This window comes from Streptomyces sp. NPDC020898, assembly GCF_044333925.1.
GTDB lineage: Bacteria > Actinomycetota > Actinomycetes > Streptomycetales > Streptomycetaceae > Streptomyces.
In genome coordinates this window covers 383,535-407,787 of sequence record NZ_JBIRRV010000007.1, presented here as the reverse complement: position 1 = coordinate 407,787, position 24,253 = coordinate 383,535, and the positions used below count along the sequence as shown (strand labels likewise).

At 70.8% G+C, this 24,253-nt stretch carries 20 protein-coding genes and 2 pseudogenes; 12 read left to right on the top strand and 10 right to left on the bottom strand.

Features of this window, described 5'->3' with window-relative positions; all coding sequences use genetic code 11:
- Positions 1-158 precede the first annotated feature (158 nt).
- Positions 159-1,178, bottom strand: coding sequence for a substrate-binding domain-containing protein (locus ACH4TV_RS24240; protein WP_398401380.1), 1,020 nt, complete (start codon positions 1,176-1,178; stop codon positions 159-161).
- 359 nt (positions 1,179-1,537) lie between these two features.
- Between ACH4TV_RS24240 and ACH4TV_RS24235 the strand changes: the two are divergent.
- The 3 genes and pseudogenes from ACH4TV_RS24235 (at position 1,538) to ACH4TV_RS24225 (ending at position 4,535) form a co-directional block, all read left to right on the top strand.
- Positions 1,538-2,396 (top strand): annotated as a pseudogene (locus tag ACH4TV_RS24235) (AAA family ATPase).
- A 95-nt stretch (positions 2,397-2,491) separates the two neighbouring features.
- A pseudogene (locus ACH4TV_RS24230) lies at positions 2,492-3,574 on the top strand (SAV_2336 N-terminal domain-related protein); the annotation flags it as partial.
- A gap of 616 nt (positions 3,575-4,190) precedes the next feature.
- On the top strand, positions 4,191-4,535 hold the full coding sequence (locus tag ACH4TV_RS24225; RefSeq protein ID WP_398401651.1) for a hypothetical protein: 345 nt from the start codon (positions 4,191-4,193) through the stop codon (positions 4,533-4,535).
- Positions 4,536-4,598: 63 nt separating this feature from the next.
- Here the strand turns inward: ACH4TV_RS24225 and ACH4TV_RS24220 are convergent, their stop codons facing one another.
- The 3 genes from ACH4TV_RS24220 to ACH4TV_RS24210 all read right to left on the bottom strand — a co-directional run bounded on the left by ACH4TV_RS24220 (position 4,599) and on the right by ACH4TV_RS24210 (position 6,639).
- Complete coding sequence (locus tag ACH4TV_RS24220; RefSeq protein ID WP_398401379.1) at positions 4,599-5,414, bottom strand: SAM-dependent methyltransferase; 816 nt, start codon at positions 5,412-5,414, stop codon at positions 4,599-4,601.
- Between the two features lie 78 nt (positions 5,415-5,492).
- Entirely contained in the window at positions 5,493-5,762 is a 270-nt protein-coding gene (locus tag ACH4TV_RS24215) for a DUF397 domain-containing protein (RefSeq protein ID WP_398401377.1), read from the bottom strand.
- Position 5,763: 1 nt separating this feature from the next.
- A complete protein-coding gene (locus ACH4TV_RS24210) occupies positions 5,764-6,639 on the bottom strand; it encodes a helix-turn-helix domain-containing protein (RefSeq protein ID WP_398401375.1) in 876 nt (291 codons plus the stop codon).
- A 292-nt stretch (positions 6,640-6,931) separates the two neighbouring features.
- On the opposite strand from ACH4TV_RS24210, the gene ACH4TV_RS24205 reads away from it, so the two are divergent.
- From ACH4TV_RS24205 to ACH4TV_RS24180, 6 genes are all read left to right on the top strand, one after another.
- Positions 6,932-7,777, top strand: a complete 846-nt coding sequence (locus ACH4TV_RS24205) for an ATP-binding protein (RefSeq protein WP_398401373.1) — start codon at positions 6,932-6,934, stop codon at positions 7,775-7,777.
- A 193-nt stretch (positions 7,778-7,970) separates the two neighbouring features.
- The gene (locus ACH4TV_RS24200) at positions 7,971-8,300 is read left to right on the top strand and encodes a hypothetical protein (RefSeq protein ID WP_398401371.1); all 330 of its coding nucleotides are present in this window, start codon (positions 7,971-7,973) and stop codon (positions 8,298-8,300) included.
- A 139-nt stretch (positions 8,301-8,439) separates the two neighbouring features.
- Positions 8,440-10,200, top strand: a complete 1,761-nt coding sequence (locus ACH4TV_RS24195; protein WP_398401369.1) for a beta-galactosidase family protein — start codon at positions 8,440-8,442, stop codon at positions 10,198-10,200.
- Complete coding sequence (locus ACH4TV_RS24190) at positions 10,197-12,572, top strand: beta-galactosidase (protein ID WP_398401367.1); 2,376 nt, start codon at positions 10,197-10,199, stop codon at positions 12,570-12,572. Before ACH4TV_RS24195 ends, ACH4TV_RS24190 begins: the two co-directional genes overlap by 4 nt.
- A gap of 100 nt (positions 12,573-12,672) precedes the next feature.
- Positions 12,673-13,749 carry a LacI family DNA-binding transcriptional regulator gene (locus ACH4TV_RS24185; protein ID WP_398401365.1) on the top strand — a complete coding sequence of 359 codons (1,077 nt, stop codon included), beginning with the start codon at positions 12,673-12,675 and terminating at the stop codon, positions 13,747-13,749.
- Between the two features lie 12 nt (positions 13,750-13,761).
- The gene (locus ACH4TV_RS24180; RefSeq protein WP_398401635.1) at positions 13,762-14,103 is read left to right on the top strand and encodes an ArsR/SmtB family transcription factor; all 342 of its coding nucleotides are present in this window, start codon (positions 13,762-13,764) and stop codon (positions 14,101-14,103) included.
- Here the strand turns inward: ACH4TV_RS24180 and ACH4TV_RS24175 are convergent.
- Positions 14,094-15,599, bottom strand: coding sequence for an LCP family protein (locus ACH4TV_RS24175; protein WP_398401363.1), 1,506 nt, complete (start codon positions 15,597-15,599; stop codon positions 14,094-14,096). The two genes, ACH4TV_RS24180 and ACH4TV_RS24175, sit on opposite strands and share 10 nt — an antisense overlap.
- A 185-nt stretch (positions 15,600-15,784) precedes the next feature.
- Between ACH4TV_RS24175 and ACH4TV_RS24170 the strand changes: the two genes are divergently transcribed.
- Positions 15,785-16,525: a Type 1 glutamine amidotransferase-like domain-containing protein gene (locus ACH4TV_RS24170; protein ID WP_398401361.1), complete on the top strand. Its 741-nt coding sequence runs from the start codon at positions 15,785-15,787 to the stop codon at positions 16,523-16,525.
- Here the strand turns inward: ACH4TV_RS24170 and ACH4TV_RS24165 are convergent.
- Positions 16,447-16,998 (bottom strand): DUF6114 domain-containing protein, encoded by a 552-nt coding sequence (locus ACH4TV_RS24165; protein ID WP_398401633.1) that lies wholly within the window; start codon positions 16,996-16,998, stop codon positions 16,447-16,449. The genes ACH4TV_RS24170 and ACH4TV_RS24165 overlap by 79 nt on opposite strands.
- Positions 16,998-17,729, bottom strand: coding sequence for a DUF6230 family protein (locus ACH4TV_RS24160; protein ID WP_398401359.1), 732 nt, complete (start codon positions 17,727-17,729; stop codon positions 16,998-17,000). The genes ACH4TV_RS24165 and ACH4TV_RS24160 overlap by 1 nt, the downstream gene beginning before the upstream one ends.
- A gap of 800 nt (positions 17,730-18,529) precedes the next feature.
- Here ACH4TV_RS24160 and ACH4TV_RS24155 point away from each other — a divergent pair.
- Complete coding sequence (locus tag ACH4TV_RS24155) at positions 18,530-19,189, top strand: Tat pathway signal sequence domain protein (protein ID WP_398401357.1); 660 nt, start codon at positions 18,530-18,532, stop codon at positions 19,187-19,189.
- A gap of 33 nt (positions 19,190-19,222) precedes the next feature.
- Here ACH4TV_RS24155 and ACH4TV_RS24150 read toward each other — a convergent pair whose 3' ends face one another.
- Positions 19,223-20,194: a lytic polysaccharide monooxygenase gene (locus ACH4TV_RS24150; protein ID WP_398401355.1), complete on the bottom strand. Its 972-nt coding sequence runs from the start codon at positions 20,192-20,194 to the stop codon at positions 19,223-19,225.
- 470 nt (positions 20,195-20,664) lie between these two features.
- On the opposite strand from ACH4TV_RS24150, the gene ACH4TV_RS24145 reads away from it, so the two are divergent.
- Entirely contained in the window at positions 20,665-22,467 is a 1,803-nt protein-coding gene (locus ACH4TV_RS24145; RefSeq protein ID WP_398401353.1) for a S8 family peptidase, read from the top strand.
- Positions 22,468-22,686: 219 nt separating this feature from the next.
- Here the strand turns inward: ACH4TV_RS24145 and ACH4TV_RS24140 are convergent, their stop codons facing one another.
- Together ACH4TV_RS24140 and ACH4TV_RS24135 are read right to left on the bottom strand one after the other, a co-directional pair.
- Positions 22,687-23,538: an NAD(P)H-binding protein gene (locus tag ACH4TV_RS24140; RefSeq protein WP_398401351.1), complete on the bottom strand. Its 852-nt coding sequence runs from the start codon at positions 23,536-23,538 to the stop codon at positions 22,687-22,689.
- Entirely contained in the window at positions 23,535-24,191 is a 657-nt protein-coding gene (locus ACH4TV_RS24135; protein WP_398401349.1) for a ScbR family autoregulator-binding transcription factor, read from the bottom strand. The genes ACH4TV_RS24140 and ACH4TV_RS24135 overlap by 4 nt, the downstream gene beginning before the upstream one ends.
- Between the last annotated feature and the right edge of the window lie 62 nt (positions 24,192-24,253).

Genomic DNA, 24,253 nt, shown 5'->3' with positions numbered 1-24,253 from the left:
AGGATGCTATCCGTACAAGTGAACGTACGCACCGTGAGCCCCCAAACCTTGGCGCAGCCGTTGTACGGCCATTGCTGCGCAGATGGGTTCGGGAGCGGGGCGGAGGGGAAGCGGAGGGAGGTTGTGGCAGGGATCCGCGGGCGCGTCCAAGGGCGGTGTCAGCGGGTGCCGTTGGCCGAGAACGCGGCGACGTCGGCGATGTTCTGCTTGGTCACGAAGGCGGGCCCGGTGAGCACGGGAGCGGATCCGCCGCCGCTGAAGTTGCCGTTGGACTTGTACAGCCAGATCGAGTCGACGGCGAGATATCCCTGCAGGTAGGGCTGCTGGTCCACGGCGAACTGCACGTCACCGCTCTTGACGGCGTTCACGATGTCGTCGTTGAGGTCGAAGGTGGCGATCTTCGCCTTGCTGCCCGACTCGTCGACCGACTTCACCGCGGCGAGCGCGAACTGCGCGCCCAGCGTGACGACTTCGTCGATGGTCGGGTCCTGGTTCAGCCGGGCCGCGACGATGGCGGTCACCGTGTCCATGTCGGTGCCGTTCACGTACAGGTTCTCGGTCTCGCCGGCGAACGTCTTCTTCACGCCGGCACAGCGCGCCTCCAGGGCGACGTTCCCCTGCTCATGGATGACGCAGAGGGTGTGCTTGACCTTGAGCGTGTCCAGTTTGTCGCCGAGCGCGCGGCCCGCGGTGCTCTCGTCCTGGCCGAAGAACTCCAGCAACCCCGCGGAACGCCAGGCGTCGATACCGGAGTTCAGGCCGACGACGGGTATCCCCGCCGCCTTCGCCTGCGAGACCGCGGCCTTCATGGCCTCCGGCTTGGCGAGGGTCACGGCGATACCGTCGACCTTGTTCTTGACCGCGTCCTGCACCAGGTCGGCCTGGGCGGCGGCATCGGGGTCGCTGGCGTACGTCAGCTCGATGTTGTCCTTGGCCGCGGCGGCCTGCGCGCCCTTCTGGACGCGCTCCCAGAAGGCGTCGCCCTTGGCTCCGTGGGTGATCAGGGCGACCTTGAGCCGGGGGGTGCCGGCGACGCCGGTGCCCTTGGCGGAGTCCGAACCGCCGGAGCCGGAGCCCGAGCAGCCGGCCGCGAGAAGACATGCGGCGGCCACGCCGGCGGCAACAGCCGTGGCGCGGGCGGATCGTGCGGAACCGGAAGAGGCGGGGGGTGTGTTCATGAGGGTGCGGCACCTCGCTGCGCGGCCGAGGAGGAGAGGGACGAGACGGGGAATGGGTACGGCGAAATCTGCGCGATCGTCGGCCGACGTGCACTGACTGTCCGACTTTCGCTGGGGCGGAGCCAATCGGATGTGACGCCTGGTAGTCAAGTGAGCAACCAGGTGGAAGCAGTGGGCGGATGGGTGGGTAGTGTCAGAAGGATTGCCCGTGTGGAGGGCGAAGGGAAGGGGAAAAGGCACCTCCGGTTCCCGTTTCGGACCCGGGAGCCGGCCGATCCATCTGCCCATCTCCCCGCCTCTCCCTGGCGGTCAGGCTGCCCCGCCCGTCCTGCACCGAGGAGTGTGACGTGAACGAGTGGCTGATCCGCCGAGGCACAGGACAGCCGCACGACGGGGTCGACCGGCTCCCGGCCCTGCCCGCTGCTCGTCACCGGCGAACCGGGCAGCGGCAAGAGCACACTCGCCCACGCCGTGGCACACGAACTGGGCCTGGGCCGCGTACTGCACTGGCCCATCGTCAGCCGCACCCAACTGGCCGACGGGCTCTCCACATACGACGCCCTGGGCCGCCTCCAGGACCTCCAGATCACCCGCCCGCGCCGACAGTCGCAGGACACGGAGACAGCTGGGCCCTCTGAACAACAGCCGCCGGGAGACGCCGGGTTACTCGCCCACGGCATCGGCTGCTACCTCCAACCAGGCCCGCTGGGCACCGCGTTGCTGCCCACCGCACGACCCCGGGTGCTGCTCGTCGACGAACTCGACAAGAGCGACATCGACCTGCCCAACGAGTTCCTCAGCGCCTTGGAGGAGGGCGAGTTCGGTATCCCCGAACTGGAGAGGATCGCCGAACACAGCCCGTCGGTACGGATCCGCGACACGACGGCCGCCCCGTGGAGGTCCATGAAGGCCGCGTCCGCTGCCACGCCTTCCCCTTCATCGTCCTCACCAGCAACGGCGAACGCGACGTCCCGGTACCGCTGTTGCGGCGCTGCGTCCACCTCCACCTGGAACCCCCGGACGGGGACCGGCTCGCCGCGATGGTCCGCGCCCACTTCGGCGAGGACGCGGCCGAGCAGCACGCCGACGTCATCGCCCGGCTCCTGGACCGCAGGCCTGGGCGAACAACGGGCGGCCGACCAGCTCCTCAACGCCGTCTACCTCTCCCGCCAGGCCCAGGACGAGGAACCGGGCACCCGGGCCCACCTCGCCGACTGACTCATACGCCCACTGAACCGGACGACGAGGTGAGGGGCGATGGCGTTGAGGGCACCCAGTCGTACGACGCGCCGGGCGCCGAGATCCTCGTACCGATGGCGTCCGCCTTTCCGGACCGGCTGTCCCTCGGGCACGCACTGCGCCCCCTCCAGGGTTGGCTGCCGCCGGCCCCGCGACGACGGCCCGCTCGACGAGTCCCGCACCGCCCAGGCGAGCGCCGTCGAGGACTGTGCCCTGCCGGTCCTCCGGGCCGACCGGCGCCGGCAGGCCCGGATGCAGCTGCTCGTCGACGACTCACCGTCCATGGGCGGGCGCCTGGGAACGCACCCTGGAGAACTGCGCCTCGCCTGCGAACTGTCCGGCGCCTTCCGGCCGGTGACCGTCCACCGGCTGCGTCCGCACCCCGACGGCGGAGCCGCAGTGCTGTGCCGGGCGGGAGCGAGTGGCTCGCCCCGGCGGACGGTCTGCGCGACCCGGGCGGCCGGACCGTCACCCTGTTGCTCAGCGACTGCTCGGGCCCACTGTGGCGACACGGCGTCGCCCAGCGGCTGCTCCGCCGCGGACTGCGCACGGGCCCGCTGGCCGTCGTACAGCCGCTGCCCGCCCGCCTGTGGCCGCAGACCCTGCTGCCCACCGAACCCGGCACCCTGCGGCGCACGGCGGGACCCGGCGGGAGTCTCGGTTTCCGGCCGTTCCGCGACCCGGCTCCCGGAGCCGGAGAGGCTCTGCCGGTCCTTGTCCTCCCGCCGGCCTCCGCCGCGCTCAGCGACTGGGAACGTTTGCTGTCGGAACGATCCGGGGACGCGCTGACGGCCTCCGTGGCCCGGGTCGGGCCCGCGGACGAGGGAACGGCACCCCGTCCCCGCCCCGACCGAACCCCGGAACAGCTGGTCGAGGACTTCCGCACCGCCGCCTCCCGCCGCCTCGCGGTCTGCCTCTCGGCAGCCCCGCTGTCGTACCCCGTGATGCAGCTCGTCCAGCGCGCCCTGCTGCCCGGCACCAGCCCGGCCGAACTGGCCGAGGTGCTGTTCAGCGACCTGCTGGTGACGTTGGAGGCCGAGCGTGACGGTCACGGCCCCTGGTGCGAATTCATCCCCGGTGTACGGGATTTGCTGCTGCGTCGACTCGAGCTCGACGAGGCCCGCGCGGTATTGGAGCAGAGCTCGCGCTATCTGGAACGGGTATGGGGACGACGCGCCCAGAACTTCCCGGCGGTGCTGGCCGGCCACATCTTCGGCGCGGCGGTCCGGCCCGCCGAAACCGACAGGGAGGACATGGGGGACATCGACGACGGGGCGGACGGGGAGGACGAGGCCGGCATCGCCGCGGAAACGCCGTCCGTCCGACGGTTGCCGCAGCCCTTCGCCGACGTACCCCGCAGGGTGCTGCGCCGGTTCCAGCCCGGTGACATCGACGGTGTCGAGATGATCACACAAGCAAACGATCTAGTCTCCGAGGTGGCTCGGGTGTCGGCGGTGGCCCGCGCGCGGCTGGCACGTTTCGAACGGGAGGGCGGTATCCGGGACCTCTGGGACGCCGTACGGGCTCTGCGCGCCGTACCCCTCAATCCGGAGACGGCCCCGCTGCTCGCCGAGTGCCTGTTGTCCCTGTGGGACATCCACCGGGGTGCCCAGGAGGTGATCACCGCGCTCGGGCAGGCCCTCCGGGCGGCGGGAGGGATGGGCGAGCTGCGGCCGCGCGCCCTCTGGCGGCCGGCCGAGGCCCACACCGCCCGCTGGACCCGCACCGCCGCCGGACGAGGCCCTGCGTATCGCCGAGCGTGCCCTGCGCGGGATGACCGCGGCGATGGGAGCCGACCACCCCTGGACCCTGGGCTGCGCCTTGAACGTCGCCGGTGCCCGCAGCCTCGTCGGGGACTCGGAGGGCGCCGCGGGCTACAGCCGGGACTGCATGGAGCGGTCGGCCCGGGCGGTGGGCAGCGCGCACCCGCTGACCCTGATGGGCAAGGCGGCGCTCGCGGCCCATCTGCGCTCGCTCCGTCAGATCGATGCCGCCGAGCGGCTGGAACAGGAAACCTTGGGGCAACTGGTCGAGAGCCTGGGTGCCGACAGCCCCTTCACCCTCGCCGTACGGCGCGGGGAGCGGCCGTACTGGGACTTCGAACCCCAGCCCGAATGACCGGCGGCCCTTCCCTCCGGAGCCGGAGGGAAGGGCCGCCAGGGCCGCAGGTGCTGCCCGGGGTTACGGCTTCCGGGCCACCGCCCCGTACATGGCGATGTCCTCGTCCCTGATCCCCTCGCCGCTGTCCGCGTCCGGCAGCCACTTGTGGACCTGGACGATGCCCGGCTCGATCAGGTCGAGGCCCTCGAAGAACTCCTCCGCCTCCGTGAACGTGCGCAGGCGCATCGGCATGTTGCGGGCCTTGTACTCGCGGGCGACCCGGCCCACCTCCTCCGGGGCGAACTCGGCGGTGCCGATGGACATCGCCAGGTAGCTGCCCGAGGGAAGGGGGTCGAGGAGCCGGCGGACGATGCCCACCGCGTCGTCCTCGTCCAGGACGAAGTGGACGATCGCGATCACCGTGAGGGCGACCGGCTTGTCCAGGTCGAGGGTCTCGCGGAACTCGGGGGAGTCGAGAATGGCCTCCGGGTGCTGGAAGTCGGCCTCGATGTACGCCGTCCGGCCCTCGGGTGTGCTGGCCAGCAGGCCCTGGGAGAGGGTGAGGACGATCGGGTCGTTGTCGACGTAGACCACCCGGGACTCGGGGGCCACCGACTGGGCGATCTCGTGCAGGTTCGGGGAGGTCGGGATGCCGGTGCCGATGTCGAGGAACTGGCGTATCCCGGCCTCCTTGGCCAGGTAGGCCACCGCGCGGTTCATCCAGTCGCGGTTGGCCTTCATGTGGATCGGCAGGGCGGGCCACTCGTGCGACATGGCGTCGCCCGCTTCCTTGTCGGCGGGGTAGTAGTCCTTACCGCCGAGGATGTAGTCGTAGATCCGAGCGGAGTGTGCGTTCTCCGTGTCGATCCGGTCGGCCGGCCATCCGTTCTCGGGCACGCCGCCCCTCCCATTCACGTGGTGAGTCTGAGTGTGAGTCTGTGTCAGGTCTCAGTAGAAACAAGGCAGTTCGGTTGATCAGAGCAGGAAGTCTGCTGCACCCGCCTTCACGCCGGCCAGGAAACTCGTCATCTCGTGCGGGGTGAAGACCAGCGCGGGGCTGTCGGGATCGGTCGACTGGCGGACGGCGACCCGGCCGTCGGCGAGCCTCTTCACTTCGACGCAGGCGCCGCCCGCGTCGTCGCTCCATGGCTTGGACCAGCCCCGTGAACCGAGTTCACGGGCGGGCATGCCGTTGCGTATGGAGTGGCTGTGTACCGGGTGATGGGGGTGTGTGGGGTGGTGCATGTCAGAGCTCCTTGCGAATCGCACCGAGGAGGGCCTCGGTCTTTCTGGCGGGCGCCGACTGCGCGCCCAACCGGTCCAGAGCCTCGCGATAGACGACGACGTCGTCGCCCTTGTCGAGATACACCGCGCCGACCAGACCGCTCAGGTAGACGATGTCCGGCAGCTCGGGTGCCCTGAACCGGAAGAGATGGAACGCTCCGGCCCGCATCGCCGGATGCGGACCGTTGCCGAACGGCATGATCTGCAAGGTCACATGAGGAAGCGCGTTCATCGCGATCAGATGGTCGATCTGCGCGCGCATCACCTCCGGACCGCCGACCGGCCACCGCAGCACGGTCTCGTCCATCACGATCCACACCCGCGGCGGCGCCGGGCGGGTCAGCAGCTCCTGGCGCCGCAGGCGCAGCGCCACCCGCCGGTCCGTCGCCTCGGACGAGCCGTGCGGATTGCCGGCCCCCAGCAGTGCACGCGCGTAGTCCGCCGTCTGGAACAGACCCGGCACGAACTGCGCCTCGTACGCACGGATCTGCAACGCCGCCTGTTCCAGGCTCAGATATGCGGCGAACCAGTCCGGCAGTACGTCCCGGTAGTTGTGCCACCAGCCGCGTTTGTTGGCCTCGCGGACCGACTTCAGAAAGGTGTCGATCTCCTGCTGGTCCGTCACCCCGTACGTCTGGAGCAGCTTCTCGACGTCCGGCAGACGCAGCCGCGCCACCTTGGCGGACTCCATCCGGCGGATCGTGGAGTGGCTGACACCGATCGCCGCGCCCGCGTCCTCGTACGTGAGACCGGCGCGCGTGCGCAGCTCTTCCAACTGCCTGCCGAGGATCATGCGCAGGACGGAGGGGGCGCCGCCCCAGTCGGTCTCCGCGGTCACACCTACCCCCTCACACCGGGCTCAGGGTCGCAGTCTGTCACGATCATCTTTCGACCGGAGCAGCATGCACCGCACAAATTGCAAATTTCAACTTGCTGGTTGCGAGGCGTTGTTGTCAGGTGTCACAGTGTTCGTACCGTCCCGAAAACGGTGAACGACGAGACTGAACGGCCCAGTTGGGGGAGAAGGGGTCGCAACCTGTGCTGCTGTGAGGCGGGTTGACCTGCTCGTTGATCACTTCGGGCGGCGTCGCACCGGCCAGGGTGCGCAGGCAGACGAAAGGCGAACGGCGATGGCTCCGCCCTCCCTCCCCCAGCCACTCGGCCGACTGCCCCGGGGCAGGATCGGCGGCCACGCCGACTACTCTCCGCAGTCGGACGTGTTCGTGAAGTCGGGCATGTTCGGTCTGCCTGCGACTCCCGCCTCCGTGGGCGCCGCCCGCCGCAGAGTGCGCGAACTGCTCGACGCATGGGGTGTCGGCGCCGACACCTCGGACAACGCCCTCCTGGTGACCTCCGAGCTCGTCACCAACGCCCTCACCCACACCGCCAGCGAGCAGATCGTGTGCCGGCTGCGCCTGACCGCCGGGCGGCTGCACATAGAGGTCGAGGACGAGAACCGCGGCGGGACCCTGCCGGCCCAGCGGGTGCCCGGCCCCGACGAACAGTGCGGACGCGGACTCCTGCTGGTCGGCATGGTGAGCAGCGACTGGGGCGTCAGGGACGCCCCGCAGGGGTCCGGGCGCGTCGTCTGGGCCGAACTTCCCGACGAGCGGGACGAACCGACGGAGGTCGGCGGGCCGACGGCGCCGGTCGAGGTCGCGGTGCAGGTCGAGACCACGGTGCCGGTCGGGACGACAGCAGCTCCCGCCGGGACGACAGCTCCTGCCGGGAGTGCCCCCGCCGTGCCTGACATAACCGGCGCACCTGCCGCGCCCGACGCACCGGCCCCGGTCAGACCCGCGGCCGCCTTACCTCCGGCTCCGCCCGCCGACCGCACCCCCAAGGCCGCCGCACCCGCCACCTGGCCCGCGTCGGCCCCGCACCACACCCGGCCCGTCCCCCACTCGGCCGAAGGAACCGCCTCACATGGACCGTATGGAACAACCGCGCCGCACTATCCGTACTCCCGCTTCTGACCAGCGCCCGCACAGCCCGCACAGCCCGGTCACCTGTTCGCCCCAGTCGCCCCACGCGCCCTGCCCGCTCCACTCCGCAACCCACGTCCCTCCCCGCCCGCTCCACGCACTCTCCTCCACCAGGCTCCCGCGCGAGCGCCCCGGCCGCCTCGTCCTGCCCGCGCGGCTGACCGCCGGCCTGGGCTGTGACGCCGTGAGTACGCCCCGGGAACACGGGCAGCGGATCATGGACAGCCTGCCCCGCGTCGGCTGTGTCTTCGCCGACGACCAGCGCTGGTGGTGGATCGTCCCGTCCGGCTCCCATCTCGGTGTCACCTGGCCGCCGAGCACCCGATACGCGGTCGGCGCCCAGTTGGCCGACCCGTCCTGGACGCGCACCCGGCCGGCGTCCCCGTCCGCCCGGCCCCGGCTGATCCACAGCCCCGAGGACGATTCCCCGTACACCCCGCCGATACCGCTGTACTTCCTCGCCTGTCGACTGGCCGGCAGTGTTCCCACCTGGTCGCTCGGCGCGGGCGGCTGATCCCGCCGACTCCCTTGCGCATCCCCCGGGGCGAAAGGCCTCGGGGGATCTTGACGGCTCTTATGTTACCGGTAACATGGAAGCCGTCCTCGCACCGGAGCGGGGACGAGTCAGCCACGTACCGAAGGGGAGCCCCCGCATGCCCGCTCTGACGACGAGGTCCGACGGTTTCCTGCTGCACGGCGAACCGTTCCGGATCATCTCCGGCGCGATGCACTACTTCCGCATCCATCCCGACCAGTGGGCCGACCGGCTGCGCAAGGCCCGGCTGATGGGCCTCAACACCGTGGAGACGTACGTCCCCTGGAACCTCCACCAGCCCGAGCCCGGCACCCTCGCTCTCGACGGCATCCTCGATCTGCCGCGCTATCTGAGGCTGGCCAAGGCGGAGGGGCTGCACGTGCTGCTGCGGCCCGGCCCGTTCATCTGCGCCGAGTGGGACGGCGGCGGGCTGCCCTCCTGGCTCACCACCGACCCCGACATCCGGCTGCGCTCCAGCGACCCCCGCTTCACGGGCGCCATCGACCGCTATCTGGATCTGTTGCTGCCGCCGCTGCTGCCTTACCTCGCCGAGTCGGGCGGTCCCGTCATCGCCGTCCAGGTGGAGAACGAGTACGGGGCGTACGGCGACGACCGCGCGTATCTCGAACACCTCGCGGAGGCTCTGCGCTCGCGCGGGATCGGGGAGTTGCTCTTCACCTGCGACCAGGCCAACCCCGAGCACCTGGCGGCGGGCAGCCTCCCCGGAGTGCTCACCACCGGCACCTTCGGCAGCAAAGTCGGCGCGTCACTGGAGCAGTTGAGGGCACATCAGCCCGAAGGGCCCCTGATGTGCGCGGAGTTCTGGATCGGCTGGTTCGACCACTGGGGCGAGGAGCACCACACCCGGGACGCGGCCGACGCCGCCGCCGACCTGGACCGGCTGCTCTCGGCGGGTGCGTCCGTCAACATCTACATGTTCCACGGCGGCACCAACTTCGCCTTCACCAACGGCGCCAACCACGACCACGCCTACCAGCCCATGGTCACGTCCTACGACTACGACGCCGCCCTCAACGAGAACGGCGACCCCGGACCGAAGTACCACGCCTTCCGCGAGGTCATCGCGCGGCACGCACCCGTCCCCGACGAGCCGGTTCCCGCGCCGAGCGTCAAACTCCCGCCTACCGGCGTCGAGTTGGGGCAGTGTGCGCCTCTGCTGCCGAACGTGGGGCTCCTCGCCAAGTCCGTCCGTACCGAGGCCCCGCTGACGATGGACGAGCTGGGACTGCGCGCCGGGTACGTGCTCTACCGCACCACCGCTCCCGCAGCGGGCGACGGGCTGCTGCACTTCGCCGGCGGCGTGGGCGACCGGGCGCAGGTGTTCGTCGACGGCGCCCCAGTCGGCGTACTCGAACGTGAGCGGCACGACGAGACGCTGCCCGTGCGGATTCCCTTCGCCGGGGCGGCCGTCGACGTGCTCGTGGAGAACATGGGCGGGGTCAACTACGGGCCGCGCATCGGCTCGCCCAAGGGGCTCCTCGGGCCGGTCACCTTCAACGGCACCGCCCTGCACGGCTGGGACAGCCACCCCCTCACCCTCGACGACCTCAGCGCGCTGCCCTTCGCCCCCGCCGACGTGGCCCCGGCTGCCCAACCCGCCTTCTACCAGGGCACGTTCGAGGTCCGGACGCCTGCCGACACCTTCCTGTCGCTGCCCGGCTGGACCAAGGGCCAGGCCTGGATCAACGGCTTCCACCTCGGCCGCTACTGGAACCGCGGACCGCAGCGCACCCTGTACGTGCCCGCGCCCGTACTGCGCCCGGGCACCAACGAGTTGCTGCTCCTCGAACTGAACGCCACCACGTCCGTACAGGCCCTGCTCACCGACACCCCCGACCTCGGACCGGTGAAGCCGTGACCCACCACTCCCTCCGGGTCCCCACGCCCGCCGGGCCCCCGCTCACCGGGCACCTCCCCTTCACCGACGCACCGGGAGTCGCCGACCCGATCGACGTGACCAGCCGCTGGTTCACGCGCGGCGGACGCCCCTGGTTCCCGGTCTCCGGCGAGTTCCACTACAGCCGCTACCCGGCCCGGGAGTGGGAGGAGGAGCTGCTGAAGATGAAAGCGGCCGGGGTGACGGCCGTCGCCAGCTACCTCATCTGGATCCACCACGAGGAGACCGAGGGCCGGATCCGCTTCGACGGCGACCGCGACCTGCGCCGCTTCGCCGAACTCTGCGCCCGCCACGGCCTCGACTTCATCCCGCGCATCGGGCCCTGGAGCCACGCCGAAGTGCGCAACGGCGGCCTCCCCGACTGGCTGCTCGCCCGTACCGACGCGCCCCGCACCGACGACCCCGCCTACCTGGAACCCGTACGCGGCTGGTTCGCGGCCGTCGCCGGGCAGTTGAAGGGGCTCGACCGGGCACATGGCGGCCCGATCGTCGCCATCCAGATCGAGAACGAGCTGTACGACCAGCCACATCACCTCCTCACCCTCAAGCTGATGGCGCAGGAGGCCGGGCTGAGCGCCCCGCTCTGGACCTCGACCGCCTGGGGCGGGGTCCAACTCCCGCCCGACGAACTGCTTCCGCTGTACGGCGGCTACACCGAGACCTTCTGGACCGAGTGGGACGGCGGCTGGCCCGACACCTGCCGCAAGCACTTCTTCTTCACCCACCAGCGCGACGACGAGGGCATCGGCGCCGATCTGCGGCCGACGCACGTGCGCGGCGGAGAACCGGCGCCGACCGACCGATTCCCCTGGGCCACCTGCGAGTTGGGCGGCGGGATGGCCGTGGCCTACCACCGCCGGCCGGGGGTCGACGCCGCCGACATCGGCGCGCTCGGGCTCACGAAGATCGGCTGCGGCTCGGTCTGGCAGGGCTATTACATGTTCCACGGCGGCACGAACCCGGCGGGCGAGTTCACCACCCTCCAGGAGTCCCACGCCACCGGCTACCCGAACGACCTCCCCGTCCTGACGTACGACTTCCAGGCGCCGCTCGGCGAGTACGGCCAGTACCGGCCCTCGTACGACGAACTGCGCCTCCAGCACCTGCTGTTGGCCGACTTCGGCGAGCGCATCGCACCCATGGAGTCCGTGCTGCCCGAGCGGCAGCCCGCCGGGCAGGGCGACCGGGAGACACTGCGGTGGGCCGTGCGCGGGGACGGGGACTCGGGTCTCCTCTTCGTCAACAACCATCAGCCGCACGAGCCGTTGCCGGATCATCCGGACACGTCGTTCACCGTACGGTTCCCGGACGGGCCCGAACTGACGCTGCCCAGCGCGCCGGTGACGGTTCCTCAGGGTGCCTATTTCTGCTGGCCGTTACGGCTCGACGTGGCCGGGCTCCGGCTCGACTGGGCCACCGCCCAGCCGGTGTGCACGGTCGACGTCGGCGGACGTACCGTCCTGGTGCTGGCCGCCACCGACGGTATTCCCGTCGAACTGGCCCTGGACATCGGCACGTTGAGGTATGTGCACACCCCCATGGGACAGGTCGTGTCCGCCGACGGACGCTTCCTCGTCACCGGGCTGCGGCCCGGCACCGACGCTCTCGTCGAGGTCGGCACGGTGGACGGCGGACAGGTCGGCCTGCTGGTGCTGGACGCGGCGACGGCCCGTACCGCCTACCGGGGCGTGGCATGGGGAGCCGAACGGCTGATCCTGTGCGGCGACGCGGACGGGATCGTCTTCGACGAGCCGGCCGGGGAGGTACGGGTGCACAGCTCGGCGGCTCAGACGTCGTTCGCCGTGCTGCCCGCACCCGATCGGGCACCCGGGGAGAACGTGGGAGTCGCCGCCGACGGGGTGTTCACCCGATACACGCTCCCTACGAGCGACGACCGCGGCTCCGGCATCCTCGGGGTCTCCCTCGTCCGGGCCGCCGGACCCGCCCCCGGCACCGTCACCGGGGTGCTGGACCGGGCCAGTGCGCCCGCCGACAAGGACTTCGAGGACGTGGCCGCCGAGTACCTCATCGACGTACCGGACGACCTCCCGCGCGCCGGAACGCTGTTGCGGATCCACTGGACCGGCGACGTGGCCCGCGCGTACGTCGGGGACACGCTGGTCGCCGACCAGTTCTTCGCGGGGCGGGTCTGGGACATCGGCCTCGACCGGCTGCCGGACGAGGCCCTGCGTGCCGCCGGCGGGCTGCGGGTGAGGGTGCTGCCGTTCGGCGCTGACGCGCCCGTGTACCTGCCCGTGCCCGTGCCGGCGGGCGAGGCCGGGATCGCGCGTGTCGAGTGGGTCACCGTCCGGACTCAAGTGATCACCGTGTAGCTCCCCGGCCGGTGGTGTCGTCCGCCCGGCGGCCTATCCTGTGGGCCAGCCGGGCGGGGCACGACCGCCACGGGACGAGGCAGAAGGAAGCACCCCCAAAATGACCCGAAGTGCCAGTGGCGGCGCCGTTCCCAAGGGACGCAGCCGACGCAACTTCGCGGGAACGCGCCCGGTGATGGACGACGTGGCGCGGCTGGCCGGTGTCTCCAAGCAGACCGTCTCGCGCGTGCTCAACGACAACCCGGCGGTGCGCGCCGAGACCCGGGAAGCGGTGCTGGAGGCCATGCGGTCGCTCGGCTACCGCCCGAGCCGCAGTGCGCGCTCCCTGGCCAGCGGCCGGACCCGGATGCTCGGGGTGATCTCCTTCGACGCGGCCCGCTACGGGCCCGCCTCCACCCTCACCGCGATCAACACCGCCGCCCAGGCCGCGGGCTACCTGATCAGTTCCATCGCCCTCGACACCGCCGACCGGGACACCGTCGTCCAGGCCGTGGACCGGCTGTCGGCGGAGGGCGCCGACGGGGTCATCGCCATCGCCCCGCAGCGACGGGTCGGCAAGGCGCTCGCCGAGGCCCACCTCGACACCCCCCTCGTCGTGATGGACAACGCCCTCGGGGACGACACCCCGATGGTCACCGCCGACTCCCGGGGCGGCGCACGCGCGGCCACCGAACACCTGCTGGCCCTGGGCCACCGCACGGTCCGGCACATCGCGGGACCGGCCGGCTGGACCTCCGCCGAACGCCGGGCCGCGAGCTGGCGCGCGACGCTTCAGGAGGCCGGCGCGGAGGTTCCCGAGCCGTTCGTCGGCGACTGGAGTGCCGACTCCGGGTACGAACTGGGCCGGCGGCTCGCCCGCGACCCGGACGTCACCGCCGTCTTCGCCTCCAACGACCAGATGGCGCTCGGCGCGCTGCGGGCCTTCCACGAGGCCGGCCGCCGGGTCCCCGACGACGTCAGCGTCGTCGGCTACGACGACATCCCGGAGGCCGCCCATCTGCTGCCGCCGCTCACCACGATCCGTACCGACTTCCAGGAGATCGGCACGTGTTCGCTGCGGCTGCTCCTCGCGCGGATCGACGGCCGGGCGGAGCCGGGCACGGACTCCGGCGCCCTGGTCACCGTCATCCCCGCCCACCTCATCGTGCGGCGCAGCACGGGGCCCGCACCGGCCTAAACTGGGCCGGTGGTGAGAGGCGGAACAGGTGCAGGCAGCTCTGGTTGCGACGATCCGTCCGCCGAGGTGCTGGCGGAGGCCGCCGGGGCGTTCGGGCTGCTCGCCTCGCCCGCCCGGCTGCACATCGTGTGGGTGCTGGCGCAGGGCGAGAGCGATGTGACCGGGCTCGCCGAGCGGGTCGGCGGGGCGCTGCCCGCCGTGAGCCAGCACCTCACCAAACTGAAACTTGCCGGTCTCGTCGGGTCGCGGCGCGAAGGGCGCCGGCAGGTGTACTTCGTCGACGACCCGGACATCGTCACCGTCGTACGGCTACTGGTCGGACGGCTGACCGACCGCACCGAGGCTCAGCCGTAGCTGAGGTTCGAGCAGGGGTTGTCGTCCGCCGAGCGGGCTCCCTCGGCGACCTCCTTCGGGAGCGCGGTGGGCTGCGGTGAGGCTGTGGAGCCGCCCTTGTACGACTCGCCGACGACCACGTTGACGGCCGCCCCCGGCACCGGCTGGAGGGCCGCGCCCGGGAAGACGCGGGCCACCGTCCGGGCCTCGGACTTGTGGTCGGGGCCGTACTCGATGACCGTGGTCGCGTGGTCCTGGCTGCTCGCGGTCGCCGTGCCGGTGACCGTGAAACCGCTGCGGGTCAGTTGGGCGGCGGCCGTCGCGGCCAGGCCGGTGACGGTGGTGCCGTTGTAGACGGTGACGGTGATCCCCTTGCCGGACACGGGAGTCGGGGTGGCCGTGGGGAGGGCGCTCGGCGAGGCCTTCTTCTTGCCGCTCGCGTCCTTGCCGTCCAGGGTGCGGTCGGCCTTGAGGGCGGCCCAGAGGTCAGTGGCGTCCGGCTCGACGATCGCGACGCGTGAACCCTCGTACCGCCAGGGGACGGTGACGAACTTGGTGTTGTGCAGGTCGATGTTCTTCAGCGACATCGCGAAGGAGATCAGCTTGTCGGCGGAGCCGAGACCGGCGTCCACGGTCAGGGACTTGGTGGCCGCGTCGGCGAGGGGGAGCAGCTTGGTCGGGGTGAGACCGTTGCTCTTCACCTCTTTCATCAGGCTTGCCACGAAGGCCTGTTGGCGCTTGATCCGGCCTATGTCGGAGCTGTCGCCGATGCCGTGCCGGATCCGGACGTAGTCCAGCGCCTTCTGCCCCGAGACCTCCTGCTCGCCCTTGTCGAAGAGCAGCTTGCCGCGCGTGGGGAGTTTGGGCTTGAGGTCACGCTCGTACAGCTTCTGGGGGAGGCAGACCTTCACCCCGCCCACCACGTCGGTCAGCGCGGCGAAGCCCTTGAAGTCGACGACGACGGTGTGGTCGACGCGCAGACCGGTGATGCTCTCGACCGTGTTCTGGGTGCAGGCGGGGTTGCCCTTGGCGGTCTCGCCGACCGAGAAGGCCGAGTTGAACATGTCCCGCCGCGCGGTCGTCCACTGGCCGTCGGGCAGCTTGCAGGGCGGGATGGTGACCAGAGTGTCGCGGGGTATGGAGACCGCGACGGCGTTCTTGTGGTCGGCGTAGACGTGCAGCAGGAACGCGGTGTCCGACCGGCCGATGTCGTTCACGTCGCCGCCGCCCAGCGCGGCGTTGCCGTCGTTGCGCGCGTCCGAGCCGATGACCAGGACGTTCTCACCCTTCGACGAGCCCGCCGGCGGGCGGTCGTTCGACAGGCCGCCCGAGTCGAAGGTCTTGATGTCACCGTCCAGCTTCAGATAGACCCAGCCGGCGCCGGCCGCGGCGAGCAGCAGGAGCGAGAGGACAATCGCCAGTGCCAGCCGACCACGGCGACCCGGCTTGCGCCGCCGGGTGCCCGCGGCGGACCGGTGTCGCGGGGGTACGGTCCGCCCGCGGGTGCTGGTGGTCATCGGTGCCCTTCTCACGTGTTGCCCTGGTCACACAGTTGCGCAAAGTGGCAACTGTTATGTGTGACGAAGGAAAGGGCTGTGAGGTTGTGCTCCAAAACGGACCGGAACCTGGCACCTTCTGATCGCGGCGGTCGTGTTCACGGTCGCCCCACGGGAGCCCGTCGCCGATCGGTAAGATCATCTGCGTGGCCGCTTCCGAACCGACGATCCTGGCGACCTCCGGCGGACACCGCACCGGGGGCCGGACCATGGTGTCCTTCGATGCCCTCGTGCATCACGCCGTCGACCTCTCCGGCGCCCACGGCCGCCGACCGCGCGTCATGTACGTCGGTACGGCCATCGGGGACGCCGAGCACTTCACGGCTCGTATGGGCGAGGCCGCCCGGGTCGCGGGCTTCGACCTCACGCCCTTGCAGCTCTTCCCCATGCCCAACTTCGACGACGTCGAGGGCACGGTGCTCGAACAGGACGTCGTCTGGGTCATGGGCGGCTCGGTGGCGAACCTGCTGGCGGTGTGGCGGGTGCACGGCATCGACCGGATCATGCGGCGTGCCTGGGAGGCCGGTGTGGTGCTCAGCGGCGTGAGCGCGGGCTCCCTCTGCTGGTTCAGCGGCGGCGCGACCGACTCCTTCGGCCTCGAACTCCGGCCGCTCACCGACGCGTTGGGCTTCCTGCCGTACGGCAACGGGGTGCACTACGACAGTGACGCGGGCCGCCGCCCGCTGATCCACCGGCTGGTTGCCGACGGCACCCTGCCCACCGCGCACTGCACCGACGACGGGGTCGGTCTCGTCTACCGAGGGACCGAACTCGTCGAGGCAGTAGCGGAGTTGCCGGGCAGGGGTGCCTATGTCGTCAGGTGTGAGGGGGATTCGGCGGTGGAGGAGCGCATCGAGCCGCGCAGGCTGCCGTCGGTGCCTTCCTGACCGCCGTCCGCTGCTGTGCTCTGCGTGGATTCCGTGGCGTTCGGGTCCGCCATGGCGGCCTTGGCCTGTCGCCTGTTCTTACGCCGCTGCCGGCGGCTGACACGCGGTTCCTGGTCCGGTAGCCAGCCGAAGACCATGCAGCTGCCCACGATTCCCAGGATGAGGCCCACGAAGAAGCCACCGAGGTTCGAGGTGACCCAGGTGCCCAGCGTCAGCATGATGCCGACGATCGAGTAGAACAGGCGTTGCGCGGGGTTGAAAAGGATCAACAGACCGCACACCACCATCAGCGCCGGCAGCAGATAGCCTGCCAGGCCCTGCATACCCAGGTGCACGACGAGCTTCAGCGAGATCTTCACGGTGAGCAGGATCTCCACCCCGCCCAGGGTGAGCAGCAGCCCGCCCAGGAACGGACGGTGGGCCCGCCAGGTTCTGAAGGCGGGCCCCACCCCCTCTTGCTTGATGCCGGACATCAGCAACCCGTCTGGCTGAAGCTGAGCTTCAGCCCGGGCAGCTTGAACACGGCTGCCGTGGTGGCGTAGTTGGTCGACCGCAGGTTGGCGATGCGGATGGTGTCCGCCTGCTGGCTGAAGACGCCGGCCGGACCCTTGACGCCCGCCTTGGTGAGCGTGCTGGCGTCGTTGCCGATCTCGATGTTGCTGAAGGACGCGTCGCCCGACTGCTCGGTGCCGTCGAGCGTCAGGTCGGTCGCGGACACCGGAGTGCCGTTGCCGCCCGCCTTGATCAGCAGGTTGATGCCGCCCAGGTCGACGCTCTGGCACAGCTTGGTGATCGTCGCGTTCTTGATCGCGGTGGTGATGACCAGGACCTGGCCGCCGGTGTCGCCCTCGTTCGGGCTGTTCTCGATCATGTGGTCGAGGCCGCCGAACTGCTCGAAACCGGTGCCGTTCATCTCGGTGGCGGTGACCGTGAACGGCATGCCGGAGATGGCGAACTGGACACCCAGGGCGCCCTCCGCGGTCAGGACCGCGAGGGTGGCGGCGACCAGGGTGGCCGGCACCGCCATGATGGCGGCGCGGCGGCCACGGACCCGGCCGCGTCGCTCGGCGCCCTTGCCGGCGCCTTCGAAGAACGGGGACACGTTGGAGGATCCCGCACCCCCGGAGCCCCCGGAAGCGTTACCGCTTCCCGGCTGCTCAGGGTTGGATCCGGCGGACGACGAGACGTCCGAGGACGAGGCCATGGCTGCTCCCAAGTGCATAGTCAATGCGTCAATGCTGGTCGGGCTTCAGTGGCGCGTTGTCCTGGCGCGGACAGCGGCTGGGGCGTAGGCCTCCTCGCAACTCCCGGCAGTTGCAAGGGCTTTCACGGTTACGCACCAGTAGCCGCCGAGGAAGTTACCCGTGGTTACTTTGGAGGGTCAAGGGAGTTGTGGAAAAAGGGTGCGGATTATGCGCCACCTGTGACTTCACGGGGTGATCGAGGGCTGTTCGGGGGTGTCCGAGGGCCGTTCGCGGGCCCTCTCGCGGGTTCTCCGAGGGTCGGTGCCGGCGCCGGTGTCAGGATCGAGAGGCGCACGGAGATTTCACTCGGGCGCATCAACTTCCGTTCCATGCCTTGACGTTGACGGTCCCTCAGGTTTACAACTCTCGTGGTTTCCCCGGATCCGTGGCGCCGGATCCGCAGCGGTGCGAGCCGCTCTTCCCGGACTCATCTCTCATTCCGAAGTCCGCCTCCGAGGCACCGGCACGGCCACTTCCCCCCTGGGCCATCGCCGGGTCGCCCTGTCCCGCCCGGTCCGGCAGGAAGCCTCCCTCCAAGCCTTCCTGCCGGTCACCGGCCGGTTGTCGTTGCCGGTCCGTCACGTACGGAGAAGGCGTTACGGGCCGGCGACGCCGTCTTCCCGCGCCCTTCATGTGTCCGGAAACGCGTACTTCCGCGTGCCCTGACCTCTTCGGCACCACCCCCTGCATCACCCCCCAATCCCACCCCCCCCAATCCCACCCCCGACCCCCCCCAGCTCCAGAAAGAGGCACCCGCATCATGCGTACCCGTACCCGCACCGCCCTCGCCCTCGCCGCTGCCGTCGCCGGGCTCTCGGTCGCCGCGGTCACCCCCGCGTCCGCCGCCGACACCGTGCTCACCGTCAACAGCGCGGCCGGCGACGCCGTCGCCGTGGGCGACGTCCTCAGCGCCTCCCTCGCCACCGGCACCGTGGCCACGCTCTACTCCAGCGCGACCGGGACGAGCGGCGTCTCGTGCGCCGCGTCGACCTTCACCGCGTCGGTCGAGGACAACCCGGCCGCGCCCGGCACCGCCACCGAGTCGGTCTCCGCGCACACCTTCGGCACTTGCACCAGCAACGTCCTCGGAGTGCTCGGGGTGACCAGCGTGACCGTCAACAACCTGCCGTACACCAGTGCGGTGGGCTCCGACGGCACCGTCGTCATCACCCCGGCCGAGGGCTCCACCATCCAGACGACCGTCGTGCTGCGCACCCTGCTGGGCAGCATCAACTGTGTCTACCAGGCGCCCAGTCTGTCCGGTACCACCGGCGCCGACGACAACAGCATCAACTTCGCCAGCCAGCCGTTCACCAAGTTCTCCGGCTCGTCGCTGTGCTTCAGCAGCGGCTACTTCACGGCCAAGTACGCCCCGGTGCAGGACGTGACGCAGGGCGGCGCCACGGTCTTCGTGAATTGACGCTGCGTCAATAAACGTCTGTGCAACCGGTGTTCACCGGCGGCGCAGTCGCAGGGCGAGGGCGGCGACCACGGCGAGCAGCACTGCCGCGGCGCCGCTCGCGATCAGGGGCCGCTGTGAGTCGGAGTCGCCGGAGGTGGAAGCCACCGGGGCGCCGGCCACAGTGCTCGCGGCCTCAGGGGCGGCGGAGTCGGCGGACTCCGCCGCCTGTCCCGTCTTCGCGGCCCGGGCCGGCTGCTCGCTCGGCTCGGGCTCCTTTGTGGGGGAGGCACTCGTACGTTCCCGAGCGGGCGTCGGGGAGACGGCAGCGGCCGGGGCGGACGCGTCGGTGTCACCCGTACTGCTCTTCGCTTCCGGGAACACCACATCCGAGCACGAGTAGTACGTGTCCGGCGAACCGGAGTTCTGCCAGATCGTGTACAGCACATGGCGTCCGGTCCGGTCCGACGGCAGCGTCATCCCGATGCGGTACGCGTCGCCCGTCATCGCGGGGTCCTTGACCTCGGCGAACGGCCGTTCCGGCAGATCGGACCACGTCAGCGGCCCGGCCGGGTCGTACCCGGGCTTCGTCAGGAACATCTTGAACGTGCCGGCGTGCGGGATCGTCGAGCGGTACGTCATCGTCAGCCGGGCACCCGCCGTCAAAGTGGTCGAGGGCCAGTCGGCGCGAGCGAGGTCGAGCCCCCGGTAGTCGGACAGCCCGCCGCTGCACAGCCGGCCGTCGGGGATCACCGCACGGTCCCGGCCGCCCACGTTCGGGACCCGCAGGTTGTCCCAGAAGGTGAAGGGCGCCCCGCCGTTCGCGGAGACCGCCGCCCGGCAGGCCGCCGTACCGGCCAGGCTGCCGCCGTCCGGGGAGCAGGCGAAGACACGGCTGACCGGCGTGGTGGGCGCACCATGGGCCTGAACAGGGCCCGCCGCCCACAGGGTGAGCAGCAGCGGCGCCGCGAAGGCGGCGGTGCCGGTGAGTGCGGCGGTCGAGAGAGTGCGGCGCTGGGCGGTCATTCGGGACGTCTCCTCGACCGAGGGGGAACAGCTCTGCTGCGCGCGGACCCGGGAACAGGCCTGCTCTCGGGCAGTACGGGCAGCGGGCGGGCCGCGTTCAATCGCGGCGGGAACCTGACCAGCGCGGCATCGCGTCGTCCATCCGGCCAAGACGAGCCGGAACATGAGCCGGTATTCCCGGGCAACCCACCCAACCCGGTCAACTGGCCGTCGTTCAGGGGCGGTTTCCGGTGTCCGAGGGTGGGGATCCGGACTGATCGAGGGTTTCCCCTGTATCCGGATGACCTTCCCTTTGCCTAATGTTCCACCACAGCCGCCCCATAGGTAACCCCGAAACGGGCCGCTCGCGCTTGGCCGGCCACCGCGCCGCTTTTCGAACCGCACCCCCCGCCGCTTCGACGACGAAGCGATTCGCCCGCTACTCCCCGCTGCCCGCGCGGCCCGGAGTACGGCCACGAAAGGCAAAGCCCTTGCGTACCTCACCCACCCGTGTCACGGGGCGGAAGCTGATATCCGTCGCCGCGGTCTCCGCCGCGCTGGTCGCCGCGGCCACCACCTCGGTCGCCTTCGCCCAGACGCCCGCCGCTCCCGCCGCCCCGGAAGCCGCCGCGCAGGCGGTCGCCGCCCCGGCCGAGCGACTCATCGTCGGCTACAAGGCCGGCGCCGCCGAGGCCAAGTCGAACCAGGCCGCCGACGCCGACGCCGCCGCCAAGGGCAAGGAGACCGGCGAGAGCCTGGACTTCCAGCGTCGTCTGGGCACCGGTGCCGCCCTCGTCGACCTGGGCGAGCAGCTCACCAAGACGGACGTCGCCGACGTCATCGCCGAGTACCAGGCCGACCCGCAGGTCGCCTACGTCGTGCCGGACCGCCTCAACACGCCGCAGGCCGACCCGAACGACACCGAGTACAGCAAGCAGTGGGACCTCTTCGAGACCACCGCGGGCATGCGCGTCCCCGGCGCCTGGGACACCGCGACCGGCACCGGCGTGACCGTCGCCGTCATCGACACCGGCTACGTCACCCACTCCGACCTGGCCGCCAACATCGTCGCGGGCTACGACTTCATCTCCGACACCGCGGTCTCGGTGGACGGCAACGGCCGTGACAGCAACCCGGCCGACCCGGGCGACTACTACGCCGCCAACGAGTGCGGTGCGGGCATCCCGGCCAGCACCTCCTCCTGGCACGGAACCCACGTCGCGGGCACCATCGCCGCCGCCACCAACAACAGCAAGGGTGTCGCGGGCATCGCGTACAACGCGAAGATCTCCCCGCTGCGCGTCCTCGGCAAGTGCGGCGGCTACGACTCCGACATCATCGACGCCATCACCTGGGCGTCGGGCGGCACCGTCTCCGGTGTTCCGGCCAACGCCAACGTCGCCAAGGTCATCAACATGAGCCTGGGCGGTGGCGGTGCCTGCACCTCCGCCACCCAGACCGCGATCACCAACGCCGTCAACCGTGGCACCACGGTCGTCGTCGCGGCGGGCAACAGCAACGCGAACGCCTCCGGCTACTCCCCGGCGAGCTGCGCCAACGTCATCTCGGTCGCCGCGCTGAGCCGGACCGGAGCCAAGGCCTCGTACTCCAACTTCGGTTCGCTCGTCGACATCGCGGCCCCGGGCGGCCAGACCAGCACCGGCACCGCCAACGGCATCCTGTCGACGCTGAACTCCGGTACGCAGGGCCCGTCCACCGAGTCCTACGCCTACTACCAGGGCACCAGCATGGCCGCCCCGCACATCGCGGGCCTCGCCGCGCTGATGAAGTCGGCCAGCTCCTCGCTGACGCCGGCCCAGATCGAGTCCGCGATCAAGACCAACTCCCGTGCCCTGCCCGGCGCCTGCTCCGGCGGCTGCGGCGCAGGTCTGGCCGACGCCACCAAGACCGTGCAGGCTGTGACCGGCACCGGCGGCGGTACGACGGGGACCGTCTTCTCCTCCACCACCGCGGTCTCGGTCCCGGACAACGGCTCCGCCGTCGAGTCCTCGATCGCCGTCACCGGCCGCACCGGCAACGCCCCCTCGGCCCTCGCGGTCGGCGTCGACATCACCCACACCTACCGCGGTGACCTGGTCGTCACCCTGGTGGCGCCCGACGGCACGACCTACGCGCTGAAGGCGTCCAGCACCTCGGACTCCGCGGACAACGTCAGCGCCACGTACACGGTGGACGCCTCCAGCGAGGTCGCCAACGGCACCTGGAAGCTCCGAGTCCAGGACGTGGCCGCGCAGGACACCGGCACGCTCAACAACTGGAAGCTCACCTTCTGAACGAACCACCCGTCAGCGCAGGCAAATTGACGGTGTGACAGAAACGGGCGGGTCGGCCGGCGTGGATGGACGCCGACCGACCCGCCGCTGCATGCGCCCCTATGGGGGGCGCAGCCCATCCCATAGGGGCGCGGGGCTGTATCGATCTGCGGCTCCGCCGCGGGGCGCGACAAGCCCCCACCGGCCCGCGGTGAACGATCCGCCCGTCCCGCGGAGCGATCAGCTGAACTCCGCCACGTGCTCCGCCGCCCACTCCCGATACGAGCGCCCCGCCCGACCGAGCAACTCCGCGACGTCCGGCTCCACTTGCCCCTTCGCCCCGTCCCGCCCCCGCGCGGCACTCTCCGCCAGAGCGTGGGCCACCGCCTCCGGATAGCGAGCGAGCAGTCCCCGCAGAACCTGATCCTCCGTCAGTTCGACGAACTTCAGCGGCCGTCGCAGCAACTCACCCAGGATCTCCGTCTGTTCGACCGGGGTGACCCCCGCAGGCCCGGTCAGCGCGTACGCCCGCCCCGAGTGCCCCTCCGGGGAAACCAGCGCCCGTACCGCCACATCCGCGATGTCCCGCGGGTCGATCGCCGCGGTCGCCACCGCGCCGCCGGCGCCCCGCACCACGCCCTCCGCCCGGATCGAGCGGGCCCAGCCCAGCGTGTTGGACATGAAGGCGCGCGGTCGCAGCAGGGTCCACGACAGGCCCGAGGCGCGCAGCAACCGCTCGTTCTCCCGCTGCCACTCCGTGACGAGGTCGGTCGCGTCGGGCTCGGTCACCGAGAGGGTCGTCAGCTTCACGATGTGCCGAACTCCCGCCGCCCGGGCGGCCGTCAGGAAGTTCTCGTCGTGCGCGTGCGTCAGCGGGTTCGCGGTGACGAGCAGCGCCGACCGTACGCCGGTCAGCGCCCCGCGCAGACCGGCGGGGTCCTCGAAGTCGCCGCGCACCACCTCCGCGTGCGGGCCCGCGAGGGCGGCGGCGCGGGCGGGGGCGCGGGCCAGCAGCCGTACCGGCTCGGCGGCGGGGAGGCGCCGGGCCACCAGGCGGCCGACGGTGCCGGTCGCGCCGGTCAGCAGGATCACGACGCCTTCAGGACGGGCGACTCCAGGGAGGAGAGGACCCGGGCACCCCGGTCGGCCCTGCTGTCGAGGCCGAGCAGCAGCCCCGGCACCGCGATGCTCGGCAGGATGTGCGCCCACAGCACGGACAACCGGTGACCGAGATCCGCCCGGTTGGTCATCGCCCGCGACATCACCTGGATGCCGGTGAAACCACCGACCAGCAGGTCGACCGTCTCCGGCGGATCCACCGTGGGCAGCAGCTCGCCCTGCTCACGAGCCTGTTCCATGAGGAACGTCAGCCGCTCCGACCACTGCCGGAAGGGCTCGGAGTGATCGACGTGGTTCGGCGTCTCCTGGTCCACTGCCAGCCGCACACTGCCGCGCAGCAGGGAGTTGGTCAGCAGCCGCTGACCGACCACGAACGTCATGTCGATGATCTCCTGCAACTTGCAGGGCTGCGGCGGCACAGTGCCGAACGGCACCTGCTCGTCGAGTACCGCCTGCGCGAGCGATTCCTTGGAAGGGAAGTGGAAGTACAGGGCGCCCTTGGTGACCTCGGCACGCTCCAGCACCATCGCGATGGTCGTGGAGGTGTAGCCGTGCTCGTCGAAAACCGCGCCCGCGGCTTCCAGGATCGCCCTGCGCGTCCTGATGGCGCGCTCCTGTTTCGCCATAAGAGCCCCTCCCTGGCGCCCAGTTGGCCGATGTCCGTTTCGCTGCCGTATTGGCGCTGTGC

Excerpts from the sequence above, each read along its gene's own strand:
- ACH4TV_RS24195 (WP_398401369.1), top strand. The coding sequence starts at position 8,440 with ATGCCCGCTCTGACGACGAGGTCCGACGGTTTCCTGCTGCACGGCGAA.
- ACH4TV_RS24135 (WP_398401349.1), bottom strand. The coding sequence starts at position 24,191 with ATGGCGAAACAGGAGCGCGCCATCAGGACGCGCAGGGCGATCCTGGAA.
- ACH4TV_RS24150 (WP_398401355.1), bottom strand. The coding sequence starts at position 20,194 with ATGACCGCCCAGCGCCGCACTCTCTCGACCGCCGCACTCACCGGCACC.
- ACH4TV_RS24225 (WP_398401651.1), top strand. The coding sequence starts at position 4,191 with ATGACCGCGGCGATGGGAGCCGACCACCCCTGGACCCTGGGCTGCGCC.
- ACH4TV_RS24215 (WP_398401377.1), bottom strand. The coding sequence starts at position 5,762 with ATGCACCACCCCACACACCCCCATCACCCGGTACACAGCCACTCCATA.
- ACH4TV_RS24155 (WP_398401357.1), top strand. The coding sequence starts at position 18,530 with ATGCGTACCCGTACCCGCACCGCCCTCGCCCTCGCCGCTGCCGTCGCC.
- ACH4TV_RS24160 (WP_398401359.1), bottom strand. The coding sequence starts at position 17,729 with ATGGCCTCGTCCTCGGACGTCTCGTCGTCCGCCGGATCCAACCCTGAG.
- ACH4TV_RS24205 (WP_398401373.1), top strand. The coding sequence starts at position 6,932 with ATGGCTCCGCCCTCCCTCCCCCAGCCACTCGGCCGACTGCCCCGGGGC.
- ACH4TV_RS24185 (WP_398401365.1), top strand. The coding sequence starts at position 12,673 with ATGACCCGAAGTGCCAGTGGCGGCGCCGTTCCCAAGGGACGCAGCCGA.
- ACH4TV_RS24175 (WP_398401363.1), bottom strand. The coding sequence starts at position 15,599 with ATGACCACCAGCACCCGCGGGCGGACCGTACCCCCGCGACACCGGTCC.
- ACH4TV_RS24240 (WP_398401380.1), bottom strand. The coding sequence starts at position 1,178 with ATGAACACACCCCCCGCCTCTTCCGGTTCCGCACGATCCGCCCGCGCC.
- ACH4TV_RS24165 (WP_398401633.1), bottom strand. The coding sequence starts at position 16,998 with ATGTCCGGCATCAAGCAAGAGGGGGTGGGGCCCGCCTTCAGAACCTGG.